Raw genomic sequence first — 21,261 nt, forward strand, 5'->3', positions numbered from 1 at the left:
ACAAAATTGATCGGCAGAGAACCTGCTTTTTACTTCAGCGCAAGAATTGATCGCCAATCTCGAATCGCTGTTTCAGACCACATCCAATTTTTCGCCAGTTCTTCGGGTTGAAAGGCGATCGGATCGTCAGTCAGCACTTTTTGACGGAGCTTAATCGCTTCGGTTTGCAGGTTTGCCTGTTGCGTGGGCGGTTGATTGGTAGACGATTTTGCCGCTACGAGTGCGAGTCCAGCGTAAGCAGTAAGTGCTTGTGGGACGGAGGATGCAGAGCCATTTTGTCCATTCCCTGACTTCAGCGCCTGCATCCACGCTCGACTGGCACGATCGATTTTACCTTCGGTGTAATAAGCAAAGCCCAAGGCATTCTGATATTCGGCACTGGGTTTTTGCTTGACAGCAGTTTCCCAATATCGCCGGACATCATCCACACTGTAATCGTTGTTGCCGACCTTAATGGACTGCCACGCAACACGACCCATGAGAAAGCTCACGGTTGCATTATCAGCTTGGCGACCAAGAGCGGGTGTGAGGACGGCGGCAGCCTGAGCAAGTGCGCCCCGATCGAGGAGCGTTTCGATCGCCGCTTGAGCATCCGTAATTTTACCTTGGCTGAGTTGCTCGGTTGCCAGGGCAGCGACCACATTGGTACTCACCCGCTTCAAATCACCCGCACTATTGACGGTATTGAAGGCAGACTCAGAGGGTGGTAGCTGAGGCGTACTGGGCAACCAGCGATCGCGCAAAGCCCAGGTGCCCAAGAGCAGCGTTGCAACCATACCAGCGCTAACCCACAGCAGCGGTTGGCGCTGCCAGAGCGGTTTACTGCGAACAAGCGATCGAGTCGGCGCACCAGCCGCTGCCAGACGGAAATTGCTATCGGCATCATCGAGTGCTACGTGTCCTGTTCCCCGACGAACGGCGGGTGTAGCATCCAGCAAGGCTTGCTTTGCTGTGCCCAGATTGCCCTGGCGCTGGAGTGTGGCTTCTAAGTTACGCTTGGCGCTGGTGAGACCCGGATCAAGCTGAATGGCATGGTCATATGACCGCACCGCATCGCTGAGATTGCCTTGTTGGTAGAGCGCTAATCCTAGTTGGTTGTGCGCTTCAGCCAACGCAGGGTCGATGCGTAGCGCCTGATGGTAGGCTGCGATCGCTTCTGCAACATAGCCTTGCTGGTTCAGCGCCACGCCCAAACGGTAGTACGCATGAGCGTCATTGGGATTATCTCGCACGGCTTGATGGCAGGTGGCGATCGCTTCTGTGAGCTTACCTGTCTCTGCCAGCATTCTTGTCAGTTCTGCATACACCTCAACCTCACTTGCCTCAACCGCAGTGGCTGCTAGCGCCCCTCCAGGCTGTACAGGCTCCTTCGCAGAGACCGCCTCTGATGGTTCTGAGGCAGCATCGTTGGGGTAATCAGGCAAAATCAAATAATCGTCTGCATTGAAGGTATAAGCCGCTTCGGGCAAGAGGCTTTCTGAGGGAGAGGCTGGGAGTGGGCGATCGTCGGCAGCATCAGCCGTTGTGCCATGCGATAGCTGATCGACCAGGTAGGCAACGGTCTCCATCTCGCTCTGGTACTCTGAGTCGTCCAGTTCCACATCGTCTAAAGCAGACTCATCAATAGCGGCGTGATGAACAAGCTCACGAGCCTCCAGTGGGAGCAATGCCGTAGCCTGTCCTTCATGTAGCGTCGTCGGTAGCATCGCTTCAACGAAAGCGGTTTCGGTTTCAGGTAAATCAACCGGGCGATCGACCGCACCATTGGCTTGTTCACCTAGACCATCCAGCAACTGAAGATTGCCATCAAACTCTGGATGCAGATAAAGAATCGGCAGTGCCCAGTACAGTTGACTCGAGCTATAGGAGGAAACCAATCCCTGACGGGCGCGATTCAAGCTCAGATCAACCGCGTAAGCTTGTTTCAAATTTCGATAGAACAAGCGACTCAGATTGAGCGCCACATCATCTGGAATGCGCTCCGCCATTGCCAGCACCGCCGGGATGCCGCGTTTGACCAACGCTTCTGCCAAATTGCCGTCACCCGTCTCGCTCAGAACCTCGGTTGTTGCTGTATAGACACCCCGGCAGGAATTGAAGACCGCCATGCGAATGCCATTGTTCACCAGAAGACCTGCCAGATCGTCGCCACTCAGGGTTTCAGTCAGCCCCGTTTTGCTGCTGACTAGATAGAGTTTGCCGCCAGCCGTCCCTAAATTGCTATGTCCTGCATAGTGCAGCACGTGGTAATGATTGTGTTCCAGTGCCTGAGTGAGTTGCTCACGCCCAGGTTGTTCCAAAATCGTCAGTTGCACATCTGAGTTGTACTTCTTGCTGCCATTGCGACTGCCGTTCTGCACAGCGGCTTGCAGTTCCTCCTGAAGATGCAAGGCTTCTTGCTTAAGCGCCAGCATTTCCTGATCGGTGGGTGCTGCCAACACCATGAGAATTTTGAGTGGCTGTTTGGCATCGATCGCGCTCGTAGGCTGAAATGGCAATAGCGATGCCATCGCCGCAAAGCTGGAATGATAGCGCGAGAAGACAACGTCGGTGCCAGTCGCAATGGAGCGATCGCCCGCATGAAGTACTTCCCACGGTAGGCGCGGTAGGCGCGTATCTTTTAGCCCCAGGCGCAGGCGCAACACTTCCTGACGATGCTGAGCAATGCCCTGAGCAGTCATCCAGCTATCGCGAATGGTGCCTTGAAACAGCGCATTGTAAAGTTGTTGCCCAAGCGCAACCAGGGTTCCTTGTGCCTCGATCGGCTGTTTTGGGGGCAACGTTGACGCGTCTGGAAACGTATGAAGGATATCGCCACGCAGCAGCCCTTGCAAAGGGTCATTCATCAAGAGGCTTGCCTGGGACAACCATTCGTCAACGGGCCAAGTCACCTGTTCCTCTGCCAACGGCACGCCTGGCGCTACCCGTTCAGTCCGTACAAGGTAGTCGTCTTCCCCTATCGGAGTCACAGAAATATGAAATTCCTGGGTCACAGCTATTCTCCAGAAGACTATAGATGCAATCCCCTGGTGGTCTAAAGTACGATCGCATGGGGGCTACCCTTCTTAAGCAACGATCGCACAGCAGCATCAGGGGAAATAATTGTGATCTTGATCATGCTCACTCGTTTTTAGGTTGCCCTACAAAGACAGTGGCAACGCTATTGCTTTATTTTTTGAGGAGATTGACTGAGTGACGATTGACTTCAGGAACGGACTGACGGCTAACAGACTAGCAATTCGGTAAATGCACGGAGTGAGCGAACTTGGCTTTGTTAAGTCTTATCGATCATTGCATGAGCTACCTAAGTGGACGTGCTGGAGCCGGAAAAGTTACCGAAACTTCAAACAGTTTCCGAATCTCTTCAAGAAATCAGCGCAAAGCTACTTAGAACGCTGATTGCGCAATCGGAACTAGCGATCGTGCCTGTACGCCCAGTTCACATGCAAAACGCACTGCTTCTGGCTCAGTCGTCGCACTCATCAGATACGTTCATTCTAGAGATTTCGAGCGCAAGCATGGGGAGACGACACCCCCTCGACAAGATTTGCAACAGTCCGAACGCAAGGTCGATCGACATTCCACCGTAAAATGTAGAGATGCTTAATCGCGATTGCTGGCGATCGCTCACGTGTTAAAAAGGCTGGTACTATGACTCGAGCTGTCATCAAATTTTCGTCTGAAGACTGCGGCGTGTGCCACAAAATGTCGTTCTATGACCAGAAGGTCGTTGAAGAACTGGGGCTTGAGTTCGTCAGCGTGAAAATGCAGGATACGACGACCTACCGCAAATACCGCAAGATTTTGCTGGCGCAGTACCCTGACAAAGCCGATATGGGTTGGCCCACGTACCTGATCTGCGATGATCCTGAAAGCGATTTCAAAATTTTGGGCGAAGTCAAAGGCGGGCATCCCAAAGGCGAATTCCGCAGCCGTCTACAGGAAGTATTGGCAGAGACGAATTAGATCGGGCAAGCTTTGAGTTTTGAGAGAAACCGGGTTTCTGAACAATACCTGGATGCTCAAATGACATCCACTCGTGAAGAAACCCGGTTTCTGTATTAGGTGTTCTGTAGGGACGTTGCACGTCACATTCTTAATAACCCTCTAGCTCTTAATCTCGTAATGCTTGACTTCTAAGACGGGACCAATCATGGCGATCGTCATCACATCCTTTCGGATCTGACCGTCAACGCTGACGGTTAGTCCTGCTTTTTGGAGTTCTTTAGGGGCTTTGTGGAGTTCGTACGTTTCGCCGTTGGTGCTGACGAGTGCCCAGGTGCCCGTACCAAAGCCCTTCCGCTCGATCGTGCCTTCTACCTTGATGCTGTCGCTCATGTCGATTGAACTCCTGGTTTAACGGCAAGACGTGCCAGTGCGAAACAGAACAACGCGTTGACAATCAAAAAGCTACAGGCGATCGTGCCATCGCCCAACCACATCACGGATGGAGACATTACTGCGCTCAAGCCAAGGCAAGGAGTAACCTGATAAGCTAAACAAGCTCGACCCAAATCATGTAACGGGAACATAGCAGCACTCACACCAAGGCAAGCGGCTACACCGATCGTAGTACCGATCGCAAACCATTTCCATTGTGCGTGCCCCAAGAGCAGAGCCATCAACGCCAGCGGAATGAGTGCGCTAGCAAAAATTGGATTCAGCAGACTGGTTCCCTGAATGGCACCACCCAACTCTGGAATCGAACTACCCAAAAGCCGGAAAGGGAACTGAGGTGCATCGAACAGATAAAAGCCTTTTAGGAAGAAGAGACCAGAACTGCCTGCGATTAAGCCCGTCGAAAGTGACCAGCCCCAGGCAAACGGAAAGTAGTTACGCAAGAACCATGCCAGAAGGTAGGAGCCAAGCACCATCGCCAGCTTGGGCCACAGTGCAATCACGCCACCATCAATCCAGAAGCGGGGGTTGAGGTAGCCGTTGTCGCGCAACCAGCGGAAGAAGTCATGGAAGGTGATTTGTCCACGGGCTGCCAGCTTTACGGCTGCCGCTGCATCTAACTTGCCTGCACCGTAATGGTTCAGCGCATCATCGTTGACCTGCAACGCCGATTGCTTCAGCACATTTTCGATCGCGTCAGGCTCTTTAATCCCCGCTGCTTTCACCAAGGCTGCCACACCTGCTACGTGAGGCGCTGCCATGCTGGTGCCTTGATAGGATTCAAAAATCGGTTCGCCTGTTGTCGGGTCGATCGTATTCTGCAAAATACCGCCCGTTGGATCGTCGCCCTCCTTCATCCCACCAGGTGCAGCAAGGTCAATACCAGCGCCAAAGTTGGAGTAAGGCGCTTTTGTCCCCGCTGGACTCAAGGCAGAGACACCGATTACATGAGGATAGCGTGCGGGGTAGGAGGCAGCATTCTCACCCGCGTTACCCGCTGCGGCAATAATCACGACTCCTTTTTGGTGGGCGTAGTCGATCGCCTCCTGCATCAATTGACTCTCACCGCCACCACCCAGGCTCATGTTGATCACATCAGCCCCATTGTCTGCGGCAAAGCGAATCGACTCGGCAATGTCTGCCACCGTACCACCGCCGCCACCTGACAGCACTTTGAGCGGCATGAGATTCGCCTTGTACGCAATCCCTGCAACCCCGTACTCGTTATTGGTCGATTGGGCGATCGTGCCTGCAACGTGGGTACCATGACCATTGTCGTCATTGGCTTCTGCCTGATCGTTAACAAAGTCGTAGCCTTTGACAAACTTGGTTTCTTTTAAGTCTGGAACCTGGCTCACACCCGTATCAATCACCGCAACTGTGCTGCCTTCGCCCTGAGTATCTTCCCATGCAGACTCAATGTTGATGCTACGCAGGTTCCACTGCTTGCCGTAGTCAGGGTCATTGGGCGGCGTGAAAGCACTGTAGATATAATCAGGCTCGATAAATTCGGTATATTTCTTGACCTCGGATTTTTTCAGCGCATCCAGCGTGGCGCGATCGCCTTTCACAATAAAAATATGATCTGCAAAGGAGAACGCACTGTTCAACCGAGGGGTGACGTTATACTTCTGGGCGATCGCTTGCACCTGACTCTCAATCTGCGCCGCCCCAAGATCCTCACGAAAATCCAGGATCAGCGAGTCGTAGGTGCCGCGAGCCGCCAAGCCACTAAAGTTGGAAAGCGCCCAGCCCAGCCCGATCAGGAACAAACCCAGCAGCAAAAGTTTTCTCATAACGTCCCGCAACGGTCAAGATTTGACTACCACCATAGCTTAAGCCCAGGTTGAATGTGGAGGGCTTAATGTTGCAGATGGTTAAGAGGGGAGCAGGGGAGGCAGAGGGAGTAGGGGAAGCGGAGGGAGTAGGGGAGGCAGAGGAAGTAGGGGAAGCGGAGGGAGTAGAAGATCACAATCAACTCAAAACTCTCTTCGGCTTGAGCTCAGGTCGAAAGCAAAACTCAAAACATCCTCCCCTGCCTGCCCCTTGCCTCCCTTTGCTTCCCTTGCCTCCCCCTGCCTCCCCTTGCTAATCCTCTGGTGTCACCATAATTTGCCCCTGGCAGCGAATCTGACCCGGTTCCACGCTGAGTGTTTGCAGGGAAACATCGGAGCCAAGATCGAAGGCAAAGCCGTCCAGGTCACGAAGGGGCATACCTTGACGGGCTTTGGCGTGAGGAAGCCAATGGGGACGATCGAGATGCAGTTGATTGCCGCTGCTTAAACGCAAGCCTGTACGAATGATCACGGTCGTCGGCTGGTTGCTGACCGTTACCAGAGTTGCTGCCAACGTGACTTGACCGTCTCCCAGGACGACCTGCGGATCTTTTAGTTGAATGTCTTGCGAATTACGCTGCGTTAGATCGTCGTCTTTGGCTGTATCGCCCGCTTCGCTGTCCGATCGCAGCAAGGTCAACAAAAATTCGATTACGCCCTGCGCGAGCAACGGCGCTTGCAGTGACTGATTCAAATCGGCTTCATAGACCAGCACATCCCCCGTGATGGGAAAGGCTTTCGTTAAGCGCAGCGGTTTACCCCGTAATACTTGAGCAAAATTTGTACAAATCTGCTCCCCCACGAGAGACACCTCGCTGAGGTGCAACCCTCGATAGACAGCATTGCGGGCAGAAACAGAGACCCCATTGATGCAGCCGGACAAAATCTGACGATCGCCCGCTTCAATAGTGAGGTGGAGGTCGTCTACATGCTCAAGTTGCGATCGCAGCCAAAGCCGGACGGCTGGAGACAGAACCGTGCTGATCAAACGGCTTTGGTTGGACATAGAAAACGTTGAGCCTTTAGCGAACATCTTGCCTTCAATTGCAATGCCTCCAGTAGTTGGACAAAGCTATGAGCGCGTTTTGAAAACAACCTGAGAGCGCCTGAGAACGATCGAGGCTCTCAATCGCTGCCAAACTACACCGAGTATACCGACACAACACGCCCTACCAAAATCAGACCGCCGAACTGGACTCAGTTAGACAGTCTCCCAAAGCCATAAATGGTTTAGGGGCTGCTATCAATTACAACTACACATGACTTGCAGCAAGGGTTCCAGCCCCTAACCTGGTATGTTGGGGCGGGCGCGATCAGGCTGATACCGCAAGGTTTTGGAGCTAATTGATGACGCGCCCTAGAGACGGGATCAGCAATCAGCAGATCGTGAGATTGCGATCCCCCTCGTCACGCAAATGTCACAAAATCATGACATAACGATCCCCATCATGCCTGAAAATACGTATATATGCCTAAAATCGGTGTTTTAAACTCTTGACCCAACTTTTAAGTTGCCGCAACATAAGCCTAGAGATGTGATCCCCTCGCATAAGCCTGCGTGATCCCAAGACGTATCAGAAGTAACTGTTTAAAGCAGAAATGATCATTAACAAAGACTTAACCCGGAGACCTAACGATCATGACAAAAGAACGTCCGCCGCTTGAAGACATGACGCTACGGCAGCTTCGCCGAGTTGCCAGTGAATACGGTGTTTCTCGCTATAGCCGTATGCGTAAAGAGCAACTCCTCGCGTCGATTCAGGAAATTCAGCGTAGTCAAGGTTCATCTACCCCAGCCAGACCATTGGAGGCTCAAGCAGAAGTGGAAGCAGCAAAATTTGATCTTGGACAGGACGATCGTGTCGGTGGTTCGCTGTCTGCTGTCGATGAAGGGTTGGTTGATCTTCCGGCTGGTTACGGCGAAAGCCGCATTGTCCTCATGCCGCGTGATCCACAGTGGGCTTACACGTACTGGGATATTCCCAATGAGCACAAAGAAGCTCTACGCCGTCAAGGTGGGCTACAGATTGCCCTACGCCTCTACGATGTCACGGATGTCAGTCTGGCTTATCAGTCGCCTCACAGCATCCAGGAATATCCTGCTGACGAGCTGTCGCGGGAGTGGTATTTGCCGATTCCGGTGAGCGATCGTGACTACGTAGTAGACATCGGCTATCGATGTGCTGATGGACGCTGGTTGGTTCTCGCTCGTTCTGCTCCGGTGCGGGTTCCCCCCGTCTACCCCTCTGACTGGATTGATGACCAGTTCATCACGGTTGGGTGGGAGGAAACACTGGTCAGTAAAACCTTCCTGGAGCTGGTGCCGCCCAGTCATCAAGCACCTGGCGTTGGTGTTGGTACTGGTACAGGCATGGGCACAGCTACAGGCAATGCGATCTACGACCAGATTTTTGGTCTGGCAGAAACCACTGAAGCGCAGCGAGTGGCAGGTTCTCTATATGGCTCGATGCAGCAGGTACCTGTCCACGAGCAGTCAGTCAGTTCCTACGTCTTCCCCTCAGGCGCTGGTTTGTGGGCGCTACCGACCACATCGGGTCTGACGGCATCAGGTATTGGTATGTCTGGTGTTGGGTTCTCTGCTTCCGCGCCACCGATTCGTCCTCGCCAGTTTTGGCTCGTTGCTGACGCAGAGCTGATCGTTTATGGCGCAACGGAACCGGATGCAACGGTAACGATCGGTGGTCGCCCTATTCAGCTCAACTCCGATGGCACCTTCCGCTTTCAAATGTCTTTCCAGGATGGCTTGATCGACTACCCCATTCTGGCAGTTGCGGCTGACGGTGAGCAAAACCGCGCGATCCACATGTCGTTTACCCGCGAAACTCCTGAACGGAGAACCAACACCAAAGAAGAAGCCGTTCAAGAGTGGCTTGTATAGCCTGATCAACTTCAACGTTTCGTACCCCCTTGCCCCCGATCGCGCGATCGGGGGCTTTTTTGAGGCTTGATGCTATAAGTAAATAGCCTTTCAGTCAGAATTGGGGTGAGCAGAGCTATTAGCAGTCAGCGATCAGCCGTCAGCTATAAATGCAGAATGGTTTGGTTGCTCGATCGCTAACCATAGCCCTCAACCATGAGTTTAGTTCTTAACAATTTTTTTAATGCCTAACCTGCTAAATGCTCTGCTGGGAGGGCTAACGCTGCTCATCAGTGGAGTTGCCTGCTTTCTGACTGCCTGGATTATTGTGCCTGCGCCGACCTTTGCGTTGTTGCCGTTGGGCGTGGGTGCGCCAGAGGTCAGCCCCTGGTTAATTGTGGCAAATGCGATCGCGGCTCTACTTGCGTTGCGGTCTGTCCGTAAAGGTTGGTTGTTTCGCCTTGTGCTTGTTTTTAGCTTTTTCAGCCTGATCATTAGCACCTTACCGCTGAGCCAGTTTGCGGCTGCCAATCAACAAGCAGCCAAATCAATGGAGACAGCCTTAGGAGCCGATTACTTATCCGTCTCTCGGTTAAGTGCATTGCTGCGGCTACAAACAGCACTGGCGCAAGCATCAAAACAAAAAGCATCAGAACAAATCACTAGTATCGCTGGCGATGACGCTAGTATGCCTGAGCCACCCATGCGTGCCAAGCCGTTTATTCTCATGGATGCCTTTCGGGGGATTCCTGAACAACCTGTACGCATAACGGCAGGCATACAGTTTGCCGCACCTGATGGAGTGCCGTTAACGCTGACAGTCTACCATCCGCCACAGGTTGACAAGCAACTTGCTCTGTATCCGACGATCGTAGTCATTTACGGTGGTGCATGGCAGCGCGGTAGCCCCAATGATGATGCGCCGTTTAGCCGCTACATGGCAGCGCGGGGCTATACGGTGGTAGCGATCGACTACCGCCATGCACCCCAATATCGCTTTCCCGCACAGCTTGACGATGTGAAAACAGCGCTGACCTATATTCAACAACACGCGACGGAGTTGGAAGTGGATCTGGAGCGGCTTGCATTGATGGGGCGATCGGCGGGAGCGCATCTGGCAATGCTGGCGGCGTACCAACCCAGTCGTATCCCAATTCGAGCGGTGGTAAATTATTACGGACCCGTTGACCTGGCGAAGGGCTACTATGATTTGCCCAGCCCTGACCCAATTAATAGTCGCGCTGTACTCAACGCGCTGCTCGGCGGCACACCAGAACAGTTTCCTGAGCTTTATCGACAGGCTTCTCCCTATAATTATGTCGGGCAACCGATGCTCACCTATGGTAGCCGCGATCGCCCTTCAGGTTCTGTAACTGCCAGTCCAGTTGTGCCATCGTTGCTCATTTATGGTGGGCGCGATCATCTGGTGCAGGCGAAGTTTGGGCGAGCACTCTACGAACGATTAAAAGCAACGGGTACACGTGCTGTCTGGATCGAAATCCCCTGGGCAGAACATGTCTTTGATAAAGTATTCAACGGTGTGAGCAACCAGCTAGCGCTCTATTACACAGAACGCTTTCTAGCGTGGGCGCTGAAATAAGGCATTCACGATCGCAGCATACTCTTCATGACTAACGGTCCTGCTGGCACCGGGGGAGCGGTCACCGATTCAGCCGTGATGAGCATTTGGGGAGCACTGGCACTACACTCTACTTCCGGTAGAGACCATTGAACGGTACCAGTGCTACTGTTGTTAAACTCTCCGCAATAGGTTGGTTTAGTCGCCCCTTTGGGAATTGCCCACAGGCGATATGCCTTTCCTTCAGGCAAGGCGGGCAGATTCTGCACAAGCACGACAGCCGTTTTTTCACCAGGGTTAACCACCAGGCTACCAGAGGCAGTTGCAGCTTGCTCAGTCCCTCTAAGTGTGTAAACAATGCTGTCGGGCTGTTGAAGGGTGGCAACGATCGCCTGATCAGCCTGAACGCGTTGACGAAGACGGTAGTTGTCTACTAAAAGGGCGATCGCTGCCAGTGCGGCAATAGCCCCAGCAGCCTGTAACCAGACCTCAGTGCGGCGACGGAACGGCATAACACGTGAATCACCGTCCCGCACTCCGCTGACAGGCATTGGAGCAGAAGCGGGGATAGATTGTTCGTCCTGAAACGATTGGTTAGGACGTGTGGGAAGAGCAATGAGCGGTGGTGGATCTGCTGGCTCTTCTGCTAACCGTTGAAACAGTCGGTCTTTTAGATCTGCTGCCATCGGTACTGCTGGTGTGCCATAAGGAAGGGCATTCACTGTGGTTTGGTGCTCTGCCAGCTCAGTTGCCAACTCTGGATTTTCAAGGATTTGTGCCTCAACCCAGTGACGCTCATCATCGTCAAGCAAGTTGAGTGCATACAGCGGAGCAAGTTCACAGAAACAGCGGTCTTCAGCGTTCATTACATTCTGATGGTCTAGATTCCTATCCTAGCTTGGCTCCCAGTAACCGAGGGCAACTCGCAATTTGCTCAACCCTAACCGAACGCGAGTTTTAACAGTACCGAGGGAAAGGTTTGTTTGCGCGGCGATTTCCGATTGGGTGAGACCCTTGTAGTATGCCAACTCGATTACCTGGCGTTGCTCTTCGGGAAGTTGGCTGAGGGCGGCTAACACTCGATCGCGGCGCTCTGAGATCAGGAGGTTTTCAATAGGATCTACGCCAGGATTGGTTGTTTGGATCTCTGCAACATTCTCTGACGCGAGTGTAACCTTGGTTGTGCGCTGTAAACTGCGGAGCCGATCCAACACGCGACTGCGCGTCATCATAAACAGCCAGCTATCGACCCGTCCTCGGCTTGCGTCATAGCGGGCTGCCGTGCGCCATACCTGGGCAAAAACATCTAAAACAACTTCTTCGCTTTCTTCAGCAGATCTCAAGCTTCTGAAGGCAACGGAGTAGAGAACTCGTGCATAGCGATCGTACAGTTCTGCCAAAGCCGCCTGATCGCGCTGGGCAACTCGGATCAGGAGAATGGCTTCATTTGAGGGTGGTTCGGTCGCCATTCAGGGGTAATGACATCGTGCATCGCTTGCAGTTTTGGCATGTTCTGCTTTACGCAAGAACAAGCATGATGTCATTTAAGCATAAGTCAGCGAATCACACCTCAGCCTGCTTACCGAAAGTAGCTCGAACCACTGTGGGTGATGGTGGGCTGGTAGAGACGATCGCGCAGCCGTCTAGCCTTCAGTTTGGCTTGCCAATCTCGAATTGCCATCGCGGTTCGCACCATCGGCGGCACGTAGCTCTCAGCATCGGTCTCATTTTGGGCGGTATGAGGAAAGGGCTTGGGCTTAATATTCATACAATGCACCAGATTGTCGAAGTAAGGCTCCAACTCCAGTGCCCGCATGACCTCATCAACCGACTGAAAACGCTCTTGAGGAGACACTTTCAGCATTTTGCTCAACACCGTGCCAAAGTGTTCGCTGACCGAAACGTAGTCACTCCAGCGCACATCGCCCGTCAGAAATTCGTAGTCAAACTCCAGTGGTGGTTTACCCGACAGCAGATACAAGCAGGTCACACCAACTGCATAGATGTCGCTAGAGTAAATTGGGCGAGAGGCAAGTTGCTCTGGTGGCGCAAACCCAACGGTACCCACAAATTGCGTCGTCGTTGATTTAGCACCTGAATCGCTGGTTTTAGCAATCTGTTTAACCGCGCCAAAATCGATCAGTACCAGCCTGCCATCATCACGACAGCGAATCAGGTTAGGTGGTTTGATGTCTCGATGAATGACACGATTGCCATGCACATACTGTAATAGAGGCAAAAACTCACGCAGAAACTGCTTCACGCCAGTTTCAGAAAAAGGACCATAGCGTTTCACGGCTTTACTCAGCGTGAACCCTCGGACGTATTCTTGCACTAAATAAAATTCACCAGCCGTTTCAAAATAGTTCAGCAACTGGGGAATCTGAGCATGACTGCCAAGTTTGCTCAGGGTTGCAGCTTCCTGCTCAAACCGCTTACGAGCCTGTTGCAGCGCAGCCGCATCGTTAACTTTGGGACACAGTTGCTTGATCACACAGAGAGGTTGCCCAGGAAGCGAAGCATCCCTCGCCAAAAAAGTGATACCAAAGCCACCCCGACCGAGAATCTTCAGGATCTCATAGCGATCGAGAAAACGCTGTCCCGATCCACACAACTGCCCCAGATATGTCTGGTTAAGCAGATCAGCACGAAAGTTGAGTAAATCAGTCGCCGAATGATTCATTCAGAAAGCCAGGTAATTGCGAATAGTTCGATCGGAACCCGGAAGTGACCCAATGAACCGACAACGGCAGATGCAATAGTAGGCAGACTGAGGTTCAACGTGTACTGGTTTGCCGCTTTAGCGACCAGGAAGTCGTTGATCTAAGGTCTATCTGCTCTTAGTTTAGGAACAAACCAGGGGCGGTGGGCAAAATCTTTAAAGTAGGACTGCACACGTCCCACAGAAACTCGGTTTCGTGGGACGTGTGCCAGCACTATGGTTGGCTACCTGTAGAGCCGCTACATTGACACGCAACAGCTCAACAGAGGGAAACTGGTGCGCCTATGTGCTGGCATCGTCAGTCAGTAGCACTACGCTTCTTCGAGAACCTAATTCGAGAAACGAAGGAGTTGTACAGAAATAACAGCAGGGTCTATAGCCGTCAGCCATCAGCAAAAAGCTGATCGCTGATTCAAAAGCGTGCAGTTATTTTTTAGCAAGCTCTAAGCGCTAATTTCCATGCCCCATCACTCATTACTCTGGTTGGCGGATAGCAACACGGTGCAGCGGCAAGCTGAGCATACAGGCTGCGGTCAGCAAGTACGCAAGTACGCCTGTTAGCTTCACGCTCCAGAGCAGCACCTCCCACTGGGGCAAAATAAAATGTTGTACGCCCGTGGCAAGGCAGTAGACCATCCAATAGGTAAACGTCATCAACATCAACACGCGATCGGTGGTTTCCCAATCGCTCTCATCTGCTTGGGTACCGTTAAAGAGAAGCGCTGTACCCGCGATCGACGCAAAGAACGAAAGAATCATTAAATAATCGTGCCAGGAGAAGTGCGGCATGTGTTTACCTAAGACGCTTAAAACTCAGACTGAGAGCTTAGTTTAAGGGAAGATGTGCTGTGAGATACAGCAATCCTTACAAAGAGCAATAATTGAGACATTGCGCTTAAGAAAACGCAAAAGACCTCGCAAAAGAAAAAAACACCTGTCACTGTGCCTTAGGAGTTGTACAGAAAGACCAGCAGGGTCTGTAGCTGTCAGCCGTCAGCCGCCAGCGAAAAGCTGATCGCTGATCCAAAAGTGTGCCGTTATTTTTTAGCAAGCTCTTAGCTTTACATGCGCCCGTCTTTAGGAATTTTGAAATATTTACCGTCTCGCCATACACCTTCAATGCGGGTGCCATCGGCAAAAACGTAAGTGCCTCTGCCGTTCTGCCTACCGTCACGAAATTCGCCCTCATAGCGATTACCGCTGGGAAACGTGCAAACACCGAAGCCATTCAGCACTTCATTGCGAAAGTCCCCCTCGCAGCGAATACCATTTGCGAAGACAAAAACGCCCTTACCTTGGCGACGACTGTCCTGAAAGGTACCCTCAAAGCGGTTCCCACCAGGAAACGTGCAAACGCCAGTACCATTGAGCAAATTGTTCTGGAACTCACCATCACAACGAGTGCCGTCAGCAAAGCTAAAGATGCCTCTACCCTCACGTTTGCCGTTACGAAAGTCGCCTTCGTAGCGATTGCCGCTGGGAAACGTACAAACTCCTCTGCCGTTGAGCAAACCCTCCTTAAACTCACCGTCACAGCGAGTGCCGTTAGCAAAAATAAAGGCACCTTTACCCTGTCGTCGGCTGTCGCGCAGTTCGCCTTCATAACGGTTGCCGCTGGGAAACGTGCAGACCGCTTTGCCATTAATGAAGCCATCGCGCGATCGCCCTTGGCAGTAATTACCCGCATCAGCCGTTTGCGCGATCGCAGGCGCGAAGAGGGCATCATGGAGATAGCTAAAACTATTAATACTGACCAAAAACAGTATGGTAAGGCTCAAACGACGAGCTAAACGGGGTTCAGGCAAAATTCTTTCCTTAAAGAGATGTGTCGATCGTTGCATTGCTGTGACAGGTTTCTTGGTCTAAGCGGCTAAAACGCTTACTCTGTTCAGGGTGAATGCTGGCTTGTCAGGATTCACGCTTAACGAGAAACTGTTAAAGCTCCTGACGCTAGTTGCGGATGGGTGTAATCATCGATAGCGGTTTTGAACCTAGTGTATGATTCTGCGACTCCTAAATAAATGTTGTGTGTCTAAAAAGCTCAGGTGTTGTAGCTCACCTCCTGCTCATGTCATCCTTCTACCTGAAGTTGCACCGTTTTAGTCGAGTAGCGCTTTTGTACCGTTGGCTTCTCACACTGCTCTTAGACCTGGCAGTTGGTTACTACGATCGGGTACACACCGCCCGACGCTCTTATGACTCTGCCAGTTCATACCTGTGCCAGTTAATGCCCTTGCTGTAGGATTCTTTCGGTTTTGCTGATGTTTTCATTGTTATCGTTCACCCTCGCACAGACGATCGCGGCTCCGATTCCCTTACCATCGCCTTCATCACCAACCTCAACACCACCAAAAGTACCACCGCCACAAGAAATTGTGCCGTTTCAGGAGCAGCGGTTACCGCCTCAGGAATTGCTTCAGCGTCAAGAAGTGTTTGAGCCTCAAGAGCTTCGCCCCTTACCCGGACAGCTTGATACCGTTCCGGTTTTCAATAGTAACAGTCCTGAGCTAGTGCAGACCGAGGGCATTTTGCTATCGACCTTTCCGCCAGAGGGCAAGGCAGTCGCATTCGCCCATCTCAACTTTCCCTTTCAGGGTCGGTTTGATTTATTCTCGCATCACATTGCAAGAACGAAAGGCTCGAATAATACGCGCACGCTCTTTCAGGGAGTGCTGGTGTATAACCCGACGTATCAGCCTGTGACGATCGACATTTTGCAGGGTGCCAGCTATCTCACACGTCCCGATGCGCTGTTTGTGGAGTTGCCCTCTTATGTGGATGATCCGACGGGGAGGGTTTATGCAGGACCCGGTAGCCGCACGGTCAATGATGTACTGCGCGGACGGCGGCAGGGAAACTGGCCCGCTGTGATGGTCGTCCCACCCCGACAAAGCTGGATGCTCATGAACCTGCCGATCCCCGTGGGGAATGTCACGCCTTCGTCTAACGGTCGCTCAACGCTGCTGCGGCTCAGGAGCAATGGACCCGTTTACATGGCAAGTCTGGCAATGTTTGCACCGTTGAATCCCGATAAAACGGAACGCAGCCCGACCTTAGAGGAATGGCAAAACTTGCTGCTTAACAGTAGTTTGGCAGGACCGCGTGATATTCCGCCAACGCCGATCGAGCGGCTGAAAGATTACGCTCGTGTCATTTATGGACGTGTTTCGGGTGTCGCGCTCGGCTCGGAGTGGAAGGCAAACTTAACGGATAGTCCTAAAGCTGATTCGTTGAGCATTCCCAAACGAGGACGTGCCTTTTCTTACGGGCTGAGTACGTTGTATCAAGGCACGTTTGGCACCGGGCAAGTGCAGAGTGCATCCTTGCTGGTACGTTACCCTGATACGGCTTACCAGGCGCATGGTAACTATGGTATTCAGTACAGCCTGACGTTGCCGTTACACAACGCTACTGGACAGCGCCAGACAGTGACTGTGGCAATTCAGACACCCTTAAAGGAAGATCGAGCCAAAGGTGGGCTACTGTTTTTTACACCACCTGAGGATCGCATTTTCTTTCGTGGACCCGTACGTTTGCGCTACACCGACGATCGAGGGGCACCCCAAACGCGTTATGTCCACCTGATCCTTCAGCGCGGACAAGAGGGCGAACCGTTGATTTCGCTGACCATGCCAAAAGGCGATCGTCGCCTCGTCCAGCTAGACTTTCTCTATCCACCTGATTCGACCCCACCACAGGTTTTGACGGTAAAGACGGTGAATAATCCTTGATAGGGATGGTGATCAAGAATGGGAGATGGCAGATGGCAGGAGGCAGATGGAAGGAGGCAGGAGGCAGATGGCAGGAGGCAGAAGCAATACACCTCACACCTCACTTCCGCGAAGAGGCAGGAGGCAGGAGCTAATGTACCTGTGCCCCGTTGTTCTGCTATTTGCCCATCTCTTACTTCTTTCTGGCTGATGTTATGTCTACTCCACAAGCTAGCCTTGATCCACAAGCCGTATCTGAGCCACCTGTGCATGCGTCGGTTGAGCCGTGGCTTTACTGGCTGCTGCTGCCACTGCATCGTTTGTTTTTGAGCCTTTTCTTTGGTTCGATCGTCATTGAAGGCATCAAGCATCTGCCAACTCAAGGCGCGATGGTGCTGGCACCCAAACATTACAGCCGTTGGGATCCGGTTGTGCTGGCAGTGCTAAGCGTCGAACCGCTCTGGTTTATGACGAATGCCAATCAGTTTTCGGGCTGGCAGGGCTGGCTACTACCTCGACTGGGAGCGTTTCCAGTGGATGTAAACCAGCCTAAAATCGCTAGTTTTCGCTATGCGATCGCACTCCTACAAAGGGGCAAAAAGCTGATGCTGTTTCCAGAAGGGGGCATCGTCCGCGATCAGGCTGTGCGGTCGCTCAAGCTTGGCTTGGCGCGGCTGGTGCTGCAAGCAGAGGCGCTGTCATCCGAGCGGCTACACATTCCGATCGTGCCCATTGCTATCCACTATCAGCCCGCACCAGTCTGGCGATCACACGTCACCATCACCATCAGCCCGCCACTGTATACCGTTGACCATCAACAGAGAACTGATAAGCAGACTGCTCAAGCGCTCACCGAAGCCCTTGAAGAAGCGCTGTTAAAAGGCTTGTGAGTCGTTCGTCAGAAGCCGAGTTCTGAGTCAGCACTCTTACTATAAAGACTTCACCTACCACAAAGACTTCACCATCCATAGCGATTGAGTACGAAAGCCTAAGCGATCGTAAAGACTAAGAGCAGCTTGATTTGATTGAAAGACCTGAAGCCCAATTTGGCGATCGCCTCTGGCTTTTGCCCAGGCTTCAGCGTGAAGCATAAGCGCTTTACCAATACCTTTCCGTCGGTGCTCTGGGAGTACGTAGAGTAAGAAGATATGAGCATGACGATCGCCATGCAGTTGGTCGATCGCACTCCCCAACCAGAGACACGCAATGGGTTGGGGCAATCGACGTAACGGTACGTTGGGCAAACTTCCTGAGCGATCGTCAGTAGACAAAGAAACCCACCAGAGCGGCGTTTCGCTTGACAAATAGTGCTCCACCGTCTGTGCCAGATGTGCGTACTCGCCTGCCCCTTCCATCTCCTGATACGTCCGCTGCATGAACTTCACCAACAGGGCGCGATCAAGCCCAGAACCCACACGCAACTGGTAACCATCGGGCATCTGGTGTGATGAAGACACGACTATCCGGTGGTTAAGATTGAGCTTTCAAGGCAGCAGAGATGGGTAGTTGAGAAGAATAACACAGTTTGGGGCTACTGAAACAGAGCCGGGTCATCAGGCAAGCCCTTTACCAACGCTGCCAGTGCTGGTGGCAGACCAGCAAGCGACTCTGCACTGGGTTCCAACTTTTGCGGACTGACTTCCCCTATGGGAGCGGGAGCCGCCATGTCAGAGGGCAGAAAGATCCGGGCACTAACGGCTGCTAATGCCACAAAAAAGATTAAAAAGATAAAAATGGGAGCAATGTACTGCCTGAAGAACGCCATGGGAGGAGCCGTATAACTAGTATTTAATTCGGTAAGAATTCTGAGACCTCACTCAAGATTTGTGAAGTTCTTCTTATTTATCGTAACGTGACATTGTCAATTCTCATCATGCAAATTCGCAAAATTCGATCGCCTAGCGTTCCAGGGTGCGAACAGAGGCAACAGCAAAAGACCGGGCAGCGATGCTGCAAGTGTGATTAAGAAGAACAGCGCCCATCCCTGCTGGGTTGCACCTGCCAGATAAGCGTTACCCAATGTCGCTGAGTTCGCCTGAATGAAGGGTTGGAGCCGTTGCGCCAGTTCCCCGCTAGCAGGTCCCGCCAGCAAATCTCTACCCACTGCCATCAGGCTAGACAGCAGCGCAAACTGAGTGGCTGAGAAACGAGGATTGCAAAGGCTCATCAAAAAACCCAGAAAGCCAGCCGTGCCCAATCCACCACAGAAGTTCTCAACATTAATTGCTACCACCATCGTTGGGTAGTCTTTACCCACCACGGCTAGAACGTAGTAGCCCAGATTGCTGACAGCTTGCAGAGCGCCAAACACCCAGAGCGATCGATTGATGCCAATTTTACTCAGCACGGCTCCACCTGCCAGCGTGCCGACGATCGTGGCAATCAGCCCCATACCCTGCCGAATGTTGCCAATATCCGCATCGGCAAAACCAAGCCCCTTGCCACCCAGAAATGGCACTGCCATCGTGACAACCATTGCATCACCCAACTTGAACACAATAATAAAAACCAGTGTCAAGAGCGCTTGCCGCCAGCCCAGACGATGACGAAATTCCAGAAAGGGCAGTACAACCGCTTGTTGCAGCGATTCAGGCGGTTGATCGCGCTCTACTGGTTCCGGTGCCCAAAAAGACGTTAGCAGCCCAGCACCCATTAGTAGCGCCATCAACCCATAAACCCATGGCCAGGTGATGCGATCAGCAAGGTTAAAAGCAATCCAGCCTGTCACAAGAAGGGCAATTCGGTAGCCCAAAATGGTCATTGATGCGCTAGCCCCAACTTCCCGCTCTGAAACCACATCAGCACGGTAGGCATCGATCGCAATATCCTGGGTCGCACTCAATAGCGCCACTCCCAATGCGGTGAGAGCCAGTAGTTTCAAGCTGAACGATCGCTGCTGCGGGTCTAGCGTTGCAATAAGACCCATTTGAAGCGCGATCGCTCCAATCCCAACGACCAGCCCTACTTGCGCCAGCACCATCCAGCCGCGCCTACGTCCCCCAAAAGGTGGTACGAAGCGATCAAGCAACGGCGACCAGATAAATTTGAGCGAATAGGGCAGACTAACTAATTTAGACCAGCCGATCGTGCTGAGATCCAATCCAGCTTTCGTCATCCAGGCGCGAAACGCATCATCCGTCAGCGCAAACGGCAGTCCAGAGGCAAACCCCAGCAGTAAAATTGCCGCCATCTTGCGACTTTGGAAGACCTGTAGGAAAGATTGAGAGGGTTTCACAGCGGCATCTGGGAATTGAGGCGATAGGACGTGCTTTTAGATTCAGCCATCATGCCACAGCCACACGATGTTTCCCGCATCCCTTTGCTCCCAGATCCCCGACTTCTGAACCACGTTTAGCCAATCAAATTGGAATCAACCAAGAAGTCGGGGATCTTTGCTACAGCTTTTCTCGCCAGACACCGACTAGAATGCCCTGAACATCAATATCTTTAGCAGGCACTTCAATCGGTGGATACGTTTCAGCATCAGGATTGCCAGGTTGCAGAACGACCCTGCTGCCTTTGCGATGAAAGTACTTCAGTGTTGTTTGCCCTTCCACTCTAGCGGCAACGATCGTGCCGTTTTTCAGCGCTTTGGGGTCAGAAATTGGCTGCATGATGACGACATCTCCATCATCAATGAGCGCCTCAATCATGCTCTGCCCACGTACCCGTAGGGCAAAAAAGCGAGGATTTAACAGCATGTTGGAAAAGTCGAGATGCTCAACCTCAGTCTCCACAAAGGTTTCAACCAAGCCGCCTGCTGCGATCGCTCCCAAGATGGGCACACCTGGAGACGATGCTTGAGTGAGGCGAATAGTGCGGGCTTTACCTTCGTTCCAATCGATGTAGCCCTTCGTCCTTAAGTGCTCTAGACGGCTTTGGACGGGAGCCGGAGATTTCAAGCCCATTGCCTTCATCATTTGTCGAATCGAAGGCGAATGCTGGTACTCGCGGATGTAGCCTACCAGCCAGTCATAAAGCTCTTGTTGGGGATCGGTAAGGGTTTCCATAGCCATAATTAAGCGATCGTCAGTATTTAGAACACTTGTACCACCAAAATTGTAGTCTGTCTAGTGCTTTTCTAGTCGAAAAGATTGTTTAAGCGAAACCGGGTTTCTAGACGCAGCTTGGATGATCAC

19 protein-coding genes are annotated in these 21,261 nt (G+C 52.3%); 6 read left to right on the plus strand and 13 right to left on the minus strand.

Translation table 11 applies throughout. The features are described 5' to 3' along the window. Positions 1 to 29: 29 nt before the first annotated feature. On the minus strand, positions 30 to 2,993 hold the full coding sequence (locus AC5JO6_RS15170; protein ID WP_496081904.1) for a CHAT domain-containing protein: 2,964 nt from the start codon (positions 2,991 to 2,993) through the stop codon (positions 30 to 32). 658 nt (positions 2,994 to 3,651) lie between these two features. Here AC5JO6_RS15170 and AC5JO6_RS15175 point away from each other — a divergent pair. Then, positions 3,652 to 3,966, plus strand: coding sequence for a thioredoxin family protein (locus tag AC5JO6_RS15175; protein ID WP_496081905.1), 315 nt, complete (start codon positions 3,652 to 3,654; stop codon positions 3,964 to 3,966). A 141-nt stretch (positions 3,967 to 4,107) separates the two neighbouring features. On the opposite strand, the gene AC5JO6_RS15180 is transcribed toward AC5JO6_RS15175, so the two are convergent. The 3 genes from AC5JO6_RS15180 to AC5JO6_RS15190 form a co-directional block, all read right to left on the minus strand. Next, on the minus strand, positions 4,108 to 4,338 hold the full coding sequence (locus AC5JO6_RS15180; RefSeq protein ID WP_496081906.1) for a hypothetical protein: 231 nt from the start codon (positions 4,336 to 4,338) through the stop codon (positions 4,108 to 4,110). Beyond that, positions 4,335 to 6,194, minus strand: coding sequence for a S8 family peptidase (locus AC5JO6_RS15185; protein WP_496081907.1), 1,860 nt, complete (start codon positions 6,192 to 6,194; stop codon positions 4,335 to 4,337). Before AC5JO6_RS15185 ends, AC5JO6_RS15180 begins: the two co-directional genes overlap by 4 nt. Positions 6,195 to 6,486: 292 nt before the next feature. Next, on the minus strand, positions 6,487 to 7,239 hold the full coding sequence (locus tag AC5JO6_RS15190) for an LmeA family phospholipid-binding protein (RefSeq protein ID WP_496081908.1): 753 nt from the start codon (positions 7,237 to 7,239) through the stop codon (positions 6,487 to 6,489). 633 nt (positions 7,240 to 7,872) lie between these two features. Between AC5JO6_RS15190 and AC5JO6_RS15195 the strand changes: the two genes are divergently transcribed. Continuing rightward, positions 7,873 to 9,132 (plus strand): DUF4912 domain-containing protein, encoded by a 1,260-nt coding sequence (locus AC5JO6_RS15195; protein WP_496081909.1) that lies wholly within the window; start codon positions 7,873 to 7,875, stop codon positions 9,130 to 9,132. A 223-nt stretch (positions 9,133 to 9,355) separates the two neighbouring features. Next, on the plus strand, positions 9,356 to 10,711 hold the full coding sequence (locus AC5JO6_RS15200; RefSeq protein WP_496081910.1) for an alpha/beta hydrolase fold domain-containing protein: 1,356 nt from the start codon (positions 9,356 to 9,358) through the stop codon (positions 10,709 to 10,711). 5 nt (positions 10,712 to 10,716) lie between these two features. Here AC5JO6_RS15200 and AC5JO6_RS15205 read toward each other — a convergent pair whose 3' ends face one another. The 5 genes from AC5JO6_RS15205 to AC5JO6_RS15225 all read right to left on the minus strand — a co-directional run bounded on the left by AC5JO6_RS15205 (position 10,717) and on the right by AC5JO6_RS15225 (position 15,217). Further along, on the minus strand, positions 10,717 to 11,556 hold the full coding sequence (locus tag AC5JO6_RS15205) for an anti-sigma factor domain-containing protein (protein WP_496081911.1): 840 nt from the start codon (positions 11,554 to 11,556) through the stop codon (positions 10,717 to 10,719). A 27-nt stretch (positions 11,557 to 11,583) separates the two neighbouring features. Next, on the minus strand, positions 11,584 to 12,159 hold the full coding sequence (locus AC5JO6_RS15210; RefSeq protein ID WP_496081912.1) for a sigma-70 family RNA polymerase sigma factor: 576 nt from the start codon (positions 12,157 to 12,159) through the stop codon (positions 11,584 to 11,586). A gap of 110 nt (positions 12,160 to 12,269) precedes the next feature. Beyond that, positions 12,270 to 13,373 (minus strand): protein kinase domain-containing protein, encoded by a 1,104-nt coding sequence (locus AC5JO6_RS15215; protein ID WP_496081913.1) that lies wholly within the window; start codon positions 13,371 to 13,373, stop codon positions 12,270 to 12,272. 513 nt (positions 13,374 to 13,886) lie between these two features. Continuing rightward, positions 13,887 to 14,201: a hypothetical protein gene (locus tag AC5JO6_RS15220; RefSeq protein WP_496081914.1), complete on the minus strand. Its 315-nt coding sequence runs from the start codon at positions 14,199 to 14,201 to the stop codon at positions 13,887 to 13,889. A gap of 272 nt (positions 14,202 to 14,473) precedes the next feature. Beyond that, on the minus strand, positions 14,474 to 15,217 hold the full coding sequence (locus AC5JO6_RS15225) for an MORN repeat-containing protein (protein ID WP_496081915.1): 744 nt from the start codon (positions 15,215 to 15,217) through the stop codon (positions 14,474 to 14,476). Between the two features lie 263 nt (positions 15,218 to 15,480). Between AC5JO6_RS15225 and AC5JO6_RS15230 the strand changes: the two genes are divergently transcribed. The 3 genes from AC5JO6_RS15230 (at position 15,481) to AC5JO6_RS15240 (ending at position 18,012) form a co-directional block, all read left to right on the plus strand. Continuing rightward, on the plus strand, positions 15,481 to 15,654 hold the full coding sequence (locus tag AC5JO6_RS15230; protein WP_496081916.1) for a hypothetical protein: 174 nt from the start codon (positions 15,481 to 15,483) through the stop codon (positions 15,652 to 15,654). A 19-nt stretch (positions 15,655 to 15,673) separates the two neighbouring features. Further along, entirely contained in the window at positions 15,674 to 17,143 is a 1,470-nt protein-coding gene (locus tag AC5JO6_RS15235) for a DUF3370 domain-containing protein (protein ID WP_496081917.1), read from the plus strand. A gap of 194 nt (positions 17,144 to 17,337) precedes the next feature. Then, positions 17,338 to 18,012 carry a lysophospholipid acyltransferase family protein gene (locus AC5JO6_RS15240; RefSeq protein WP_496081918.1) on the plus strand — a complete coding sequence of 225 codons (675 nt, stop codon included), beginning with the start codon at positions 17,338 to 17,340 and terminating at the stop codon, positions 18,010 to 18,012. A gap of 54 nt (positions 18,013 to 18,066) precedes the next feature. Here the strand turns inward: AC5JO6_RS15240 and AC5JO6_RS15245 are convergent, their stop codons facing one another. From AC5JO6_RS15245 to lexA, 4 genes are all read right to left on the minus strand, one after another. Then, positions 18,067 to 18,561 (minus strand): GNAT family N-acetyltransferase, encoded by a 495-nt coding sequence (locus AC5JO6_RS15245; RefSeq protein ID WP_496081929.1) that lies wholly within the window; start codon positions 18,559 to 18,561, stop codon positions 18,067 to 18,069. A 92-nt stretch (positions 18,562 to 18,653) separates the two neighbouring features. Next, a complete protein-coding gene (locus AC5JO6_RS15250; protein WP_496081919.1) occupies positions 18,654 to 18,887 on the minus strand; it encodes a DUF8624 family small hydrophobic protein in 234 nt (77 codons plus the stop codon). A 96-nt stretch (positions 18,888 to 18,983) separates the two neighbouring features. Then, positions 18,984 to 20,357 carry an AmpG family muropeptide MFS transporter gene (locus tag AC5JO6_RS15255; RefSeq protein WP_496081920.1) on the minus strand — a complete coding sequence of 458 codons (1,374 nt, stop codon included), beginning with the start codon at positions 20,355 to 20,357 and terminating at the stop codon, positions 18,984 to 18,986. Positions 20,358 to 20,517: 160 nt separating this feature from the next. Continuing rightward, a complete protein-coding gene (lexA, locus tag AC5JO6_RS15260) occupies positions 20,518 to 21,132 on the minus strand; it encodes a transcriptional repressor LexA (RefSeq protein WP_496081921.1) in 615 nt (204 codons plus the stop codon). Positions 21,133 to 21,261 lie beyond the last annotated feature (129 nt).

It is taken from the genome of Tildeniella sp. (assembly GCF_059505325.1).

Excerpts from the sequence above, each read along its gene's own strand:
- AC5JO6_RS15240 (WP_496081918.1), top strand. The coding sequence starts at position 17,338 with ATGTCTACTCCACAAGCTAGCCTTGATCCACAAGCCGTATCTGAGCCA.
- AC5JO6_RS15195 (WP_496081909.1), top strand. The coding sequence starts at position 7,873 with ATGACAAAAGAACGTCCGCCGCTTGAAGACATGACGCTACGGCAGCTT.
- AC5JO6_RS15210 (WP_496081912.1), bottom strand. The coding sequence starts at position 12,159 with ATGGCGACCGAACCACCCTCAAATGAAGCCATTCTCCTGATCCGAGTT.
- AC5JO6_RS15215 (WP_496081913.1), bottom strand. The coding sequence starts at position 13,373 with ATGAATCATTCGGCGACTGATTTACTCAACTTTCGTGCTGATCTGCTT.
- AC5JO6_RS15190 (WP_496081908.1), bottom strand. The coding sequence starts at position 7,239 with ATGTCCAACCAAAGCCGTTTGATCAGCACGGTTCTGTCTCCAGCCGTC.
- AC5JO6_RS15245 (WP_496081929.1), bottom strand. The coding sequence starts at position 18,561 with ATGCCCGATGGTTACCAGTTGCGTGTGGGTTCTGGGCTTGATCGCGCC.
- AC5JO6_RS15230 (WP_496081916.1), top strand. The coding sequence starts at position 15,481 with ATGTCATCCTTCTACCTGAAGTTGCACCGTTTTAGTCGAGTAGCGCTT.
- AC5JO6_RS15200 (WP_496081910.1), top strand. The coding sequence starts at position 9,356 with ATGCCTAACCTGCTAAATGCTCTGCTGGGAGGGCTAACGCTGCTCATC.
- AC5JO6_RS15180 (WP_496081906.1), bottom strand. The coding sequence starts at position 4,338 with ATGAGCGACAGCATCAAGGTAGAAGGCACGATCGAGCGGAAGGGCTTT.
- lexA (WP_496081921.1), bottom strand. The coding sequence starts at position 21,132 with ATGGAAACCCTTACCGATCCCCAACAAGAGCTTTATGACTGGCTGGTA.
- AC5JO6_RS15205 (WP_496081911.1), bottom strand. The coding sequence starts at position 11,556 with ATGAACGCTGAAGACCGCTGTTTCTGTGAACTTGCTCCGCTGTATGCA.
- AC5JO6_RS15185 (WP_496081907.1), bottom strand. The coding sequence starts at position 6,194 with ATGAGAAAACTTTTGCTGCTGGGTTTGTTCCTGATCGGGCTGGGCTGG.
- AC5JO6_RS15220 (WP_496081914.1), bottom strand. The coding sequence starts at position 14,201 with ATGCCGCACTTCTCCTGGCACGATTATTTAATGATTCTTTCGTTCTTT.
- AC5JO6_RS15235 (WP_496081917.1), top strand. The coding sequence starts at position 15,674 with ATGTTTTCATTGTTATCGTTCACCCTCGCACAGACGATCGCGGCTCCG.
- AC5JO6_RS15175 (WP_496081905.1), top strand. The coding sequence starts at position 3,652 with ATGACTCGAGCTGTCATCAAATTTTCGTCTGAAGACTGCGGCGTGTGC.
- AC5JO6_RS15250 (WP_496081919.1), bottom strand. The coding sequence starts at position 18,887 with ATGGCGTTCTTCAGGCAGTACATTGCTCCCATTTTTATCTTTTTAATC.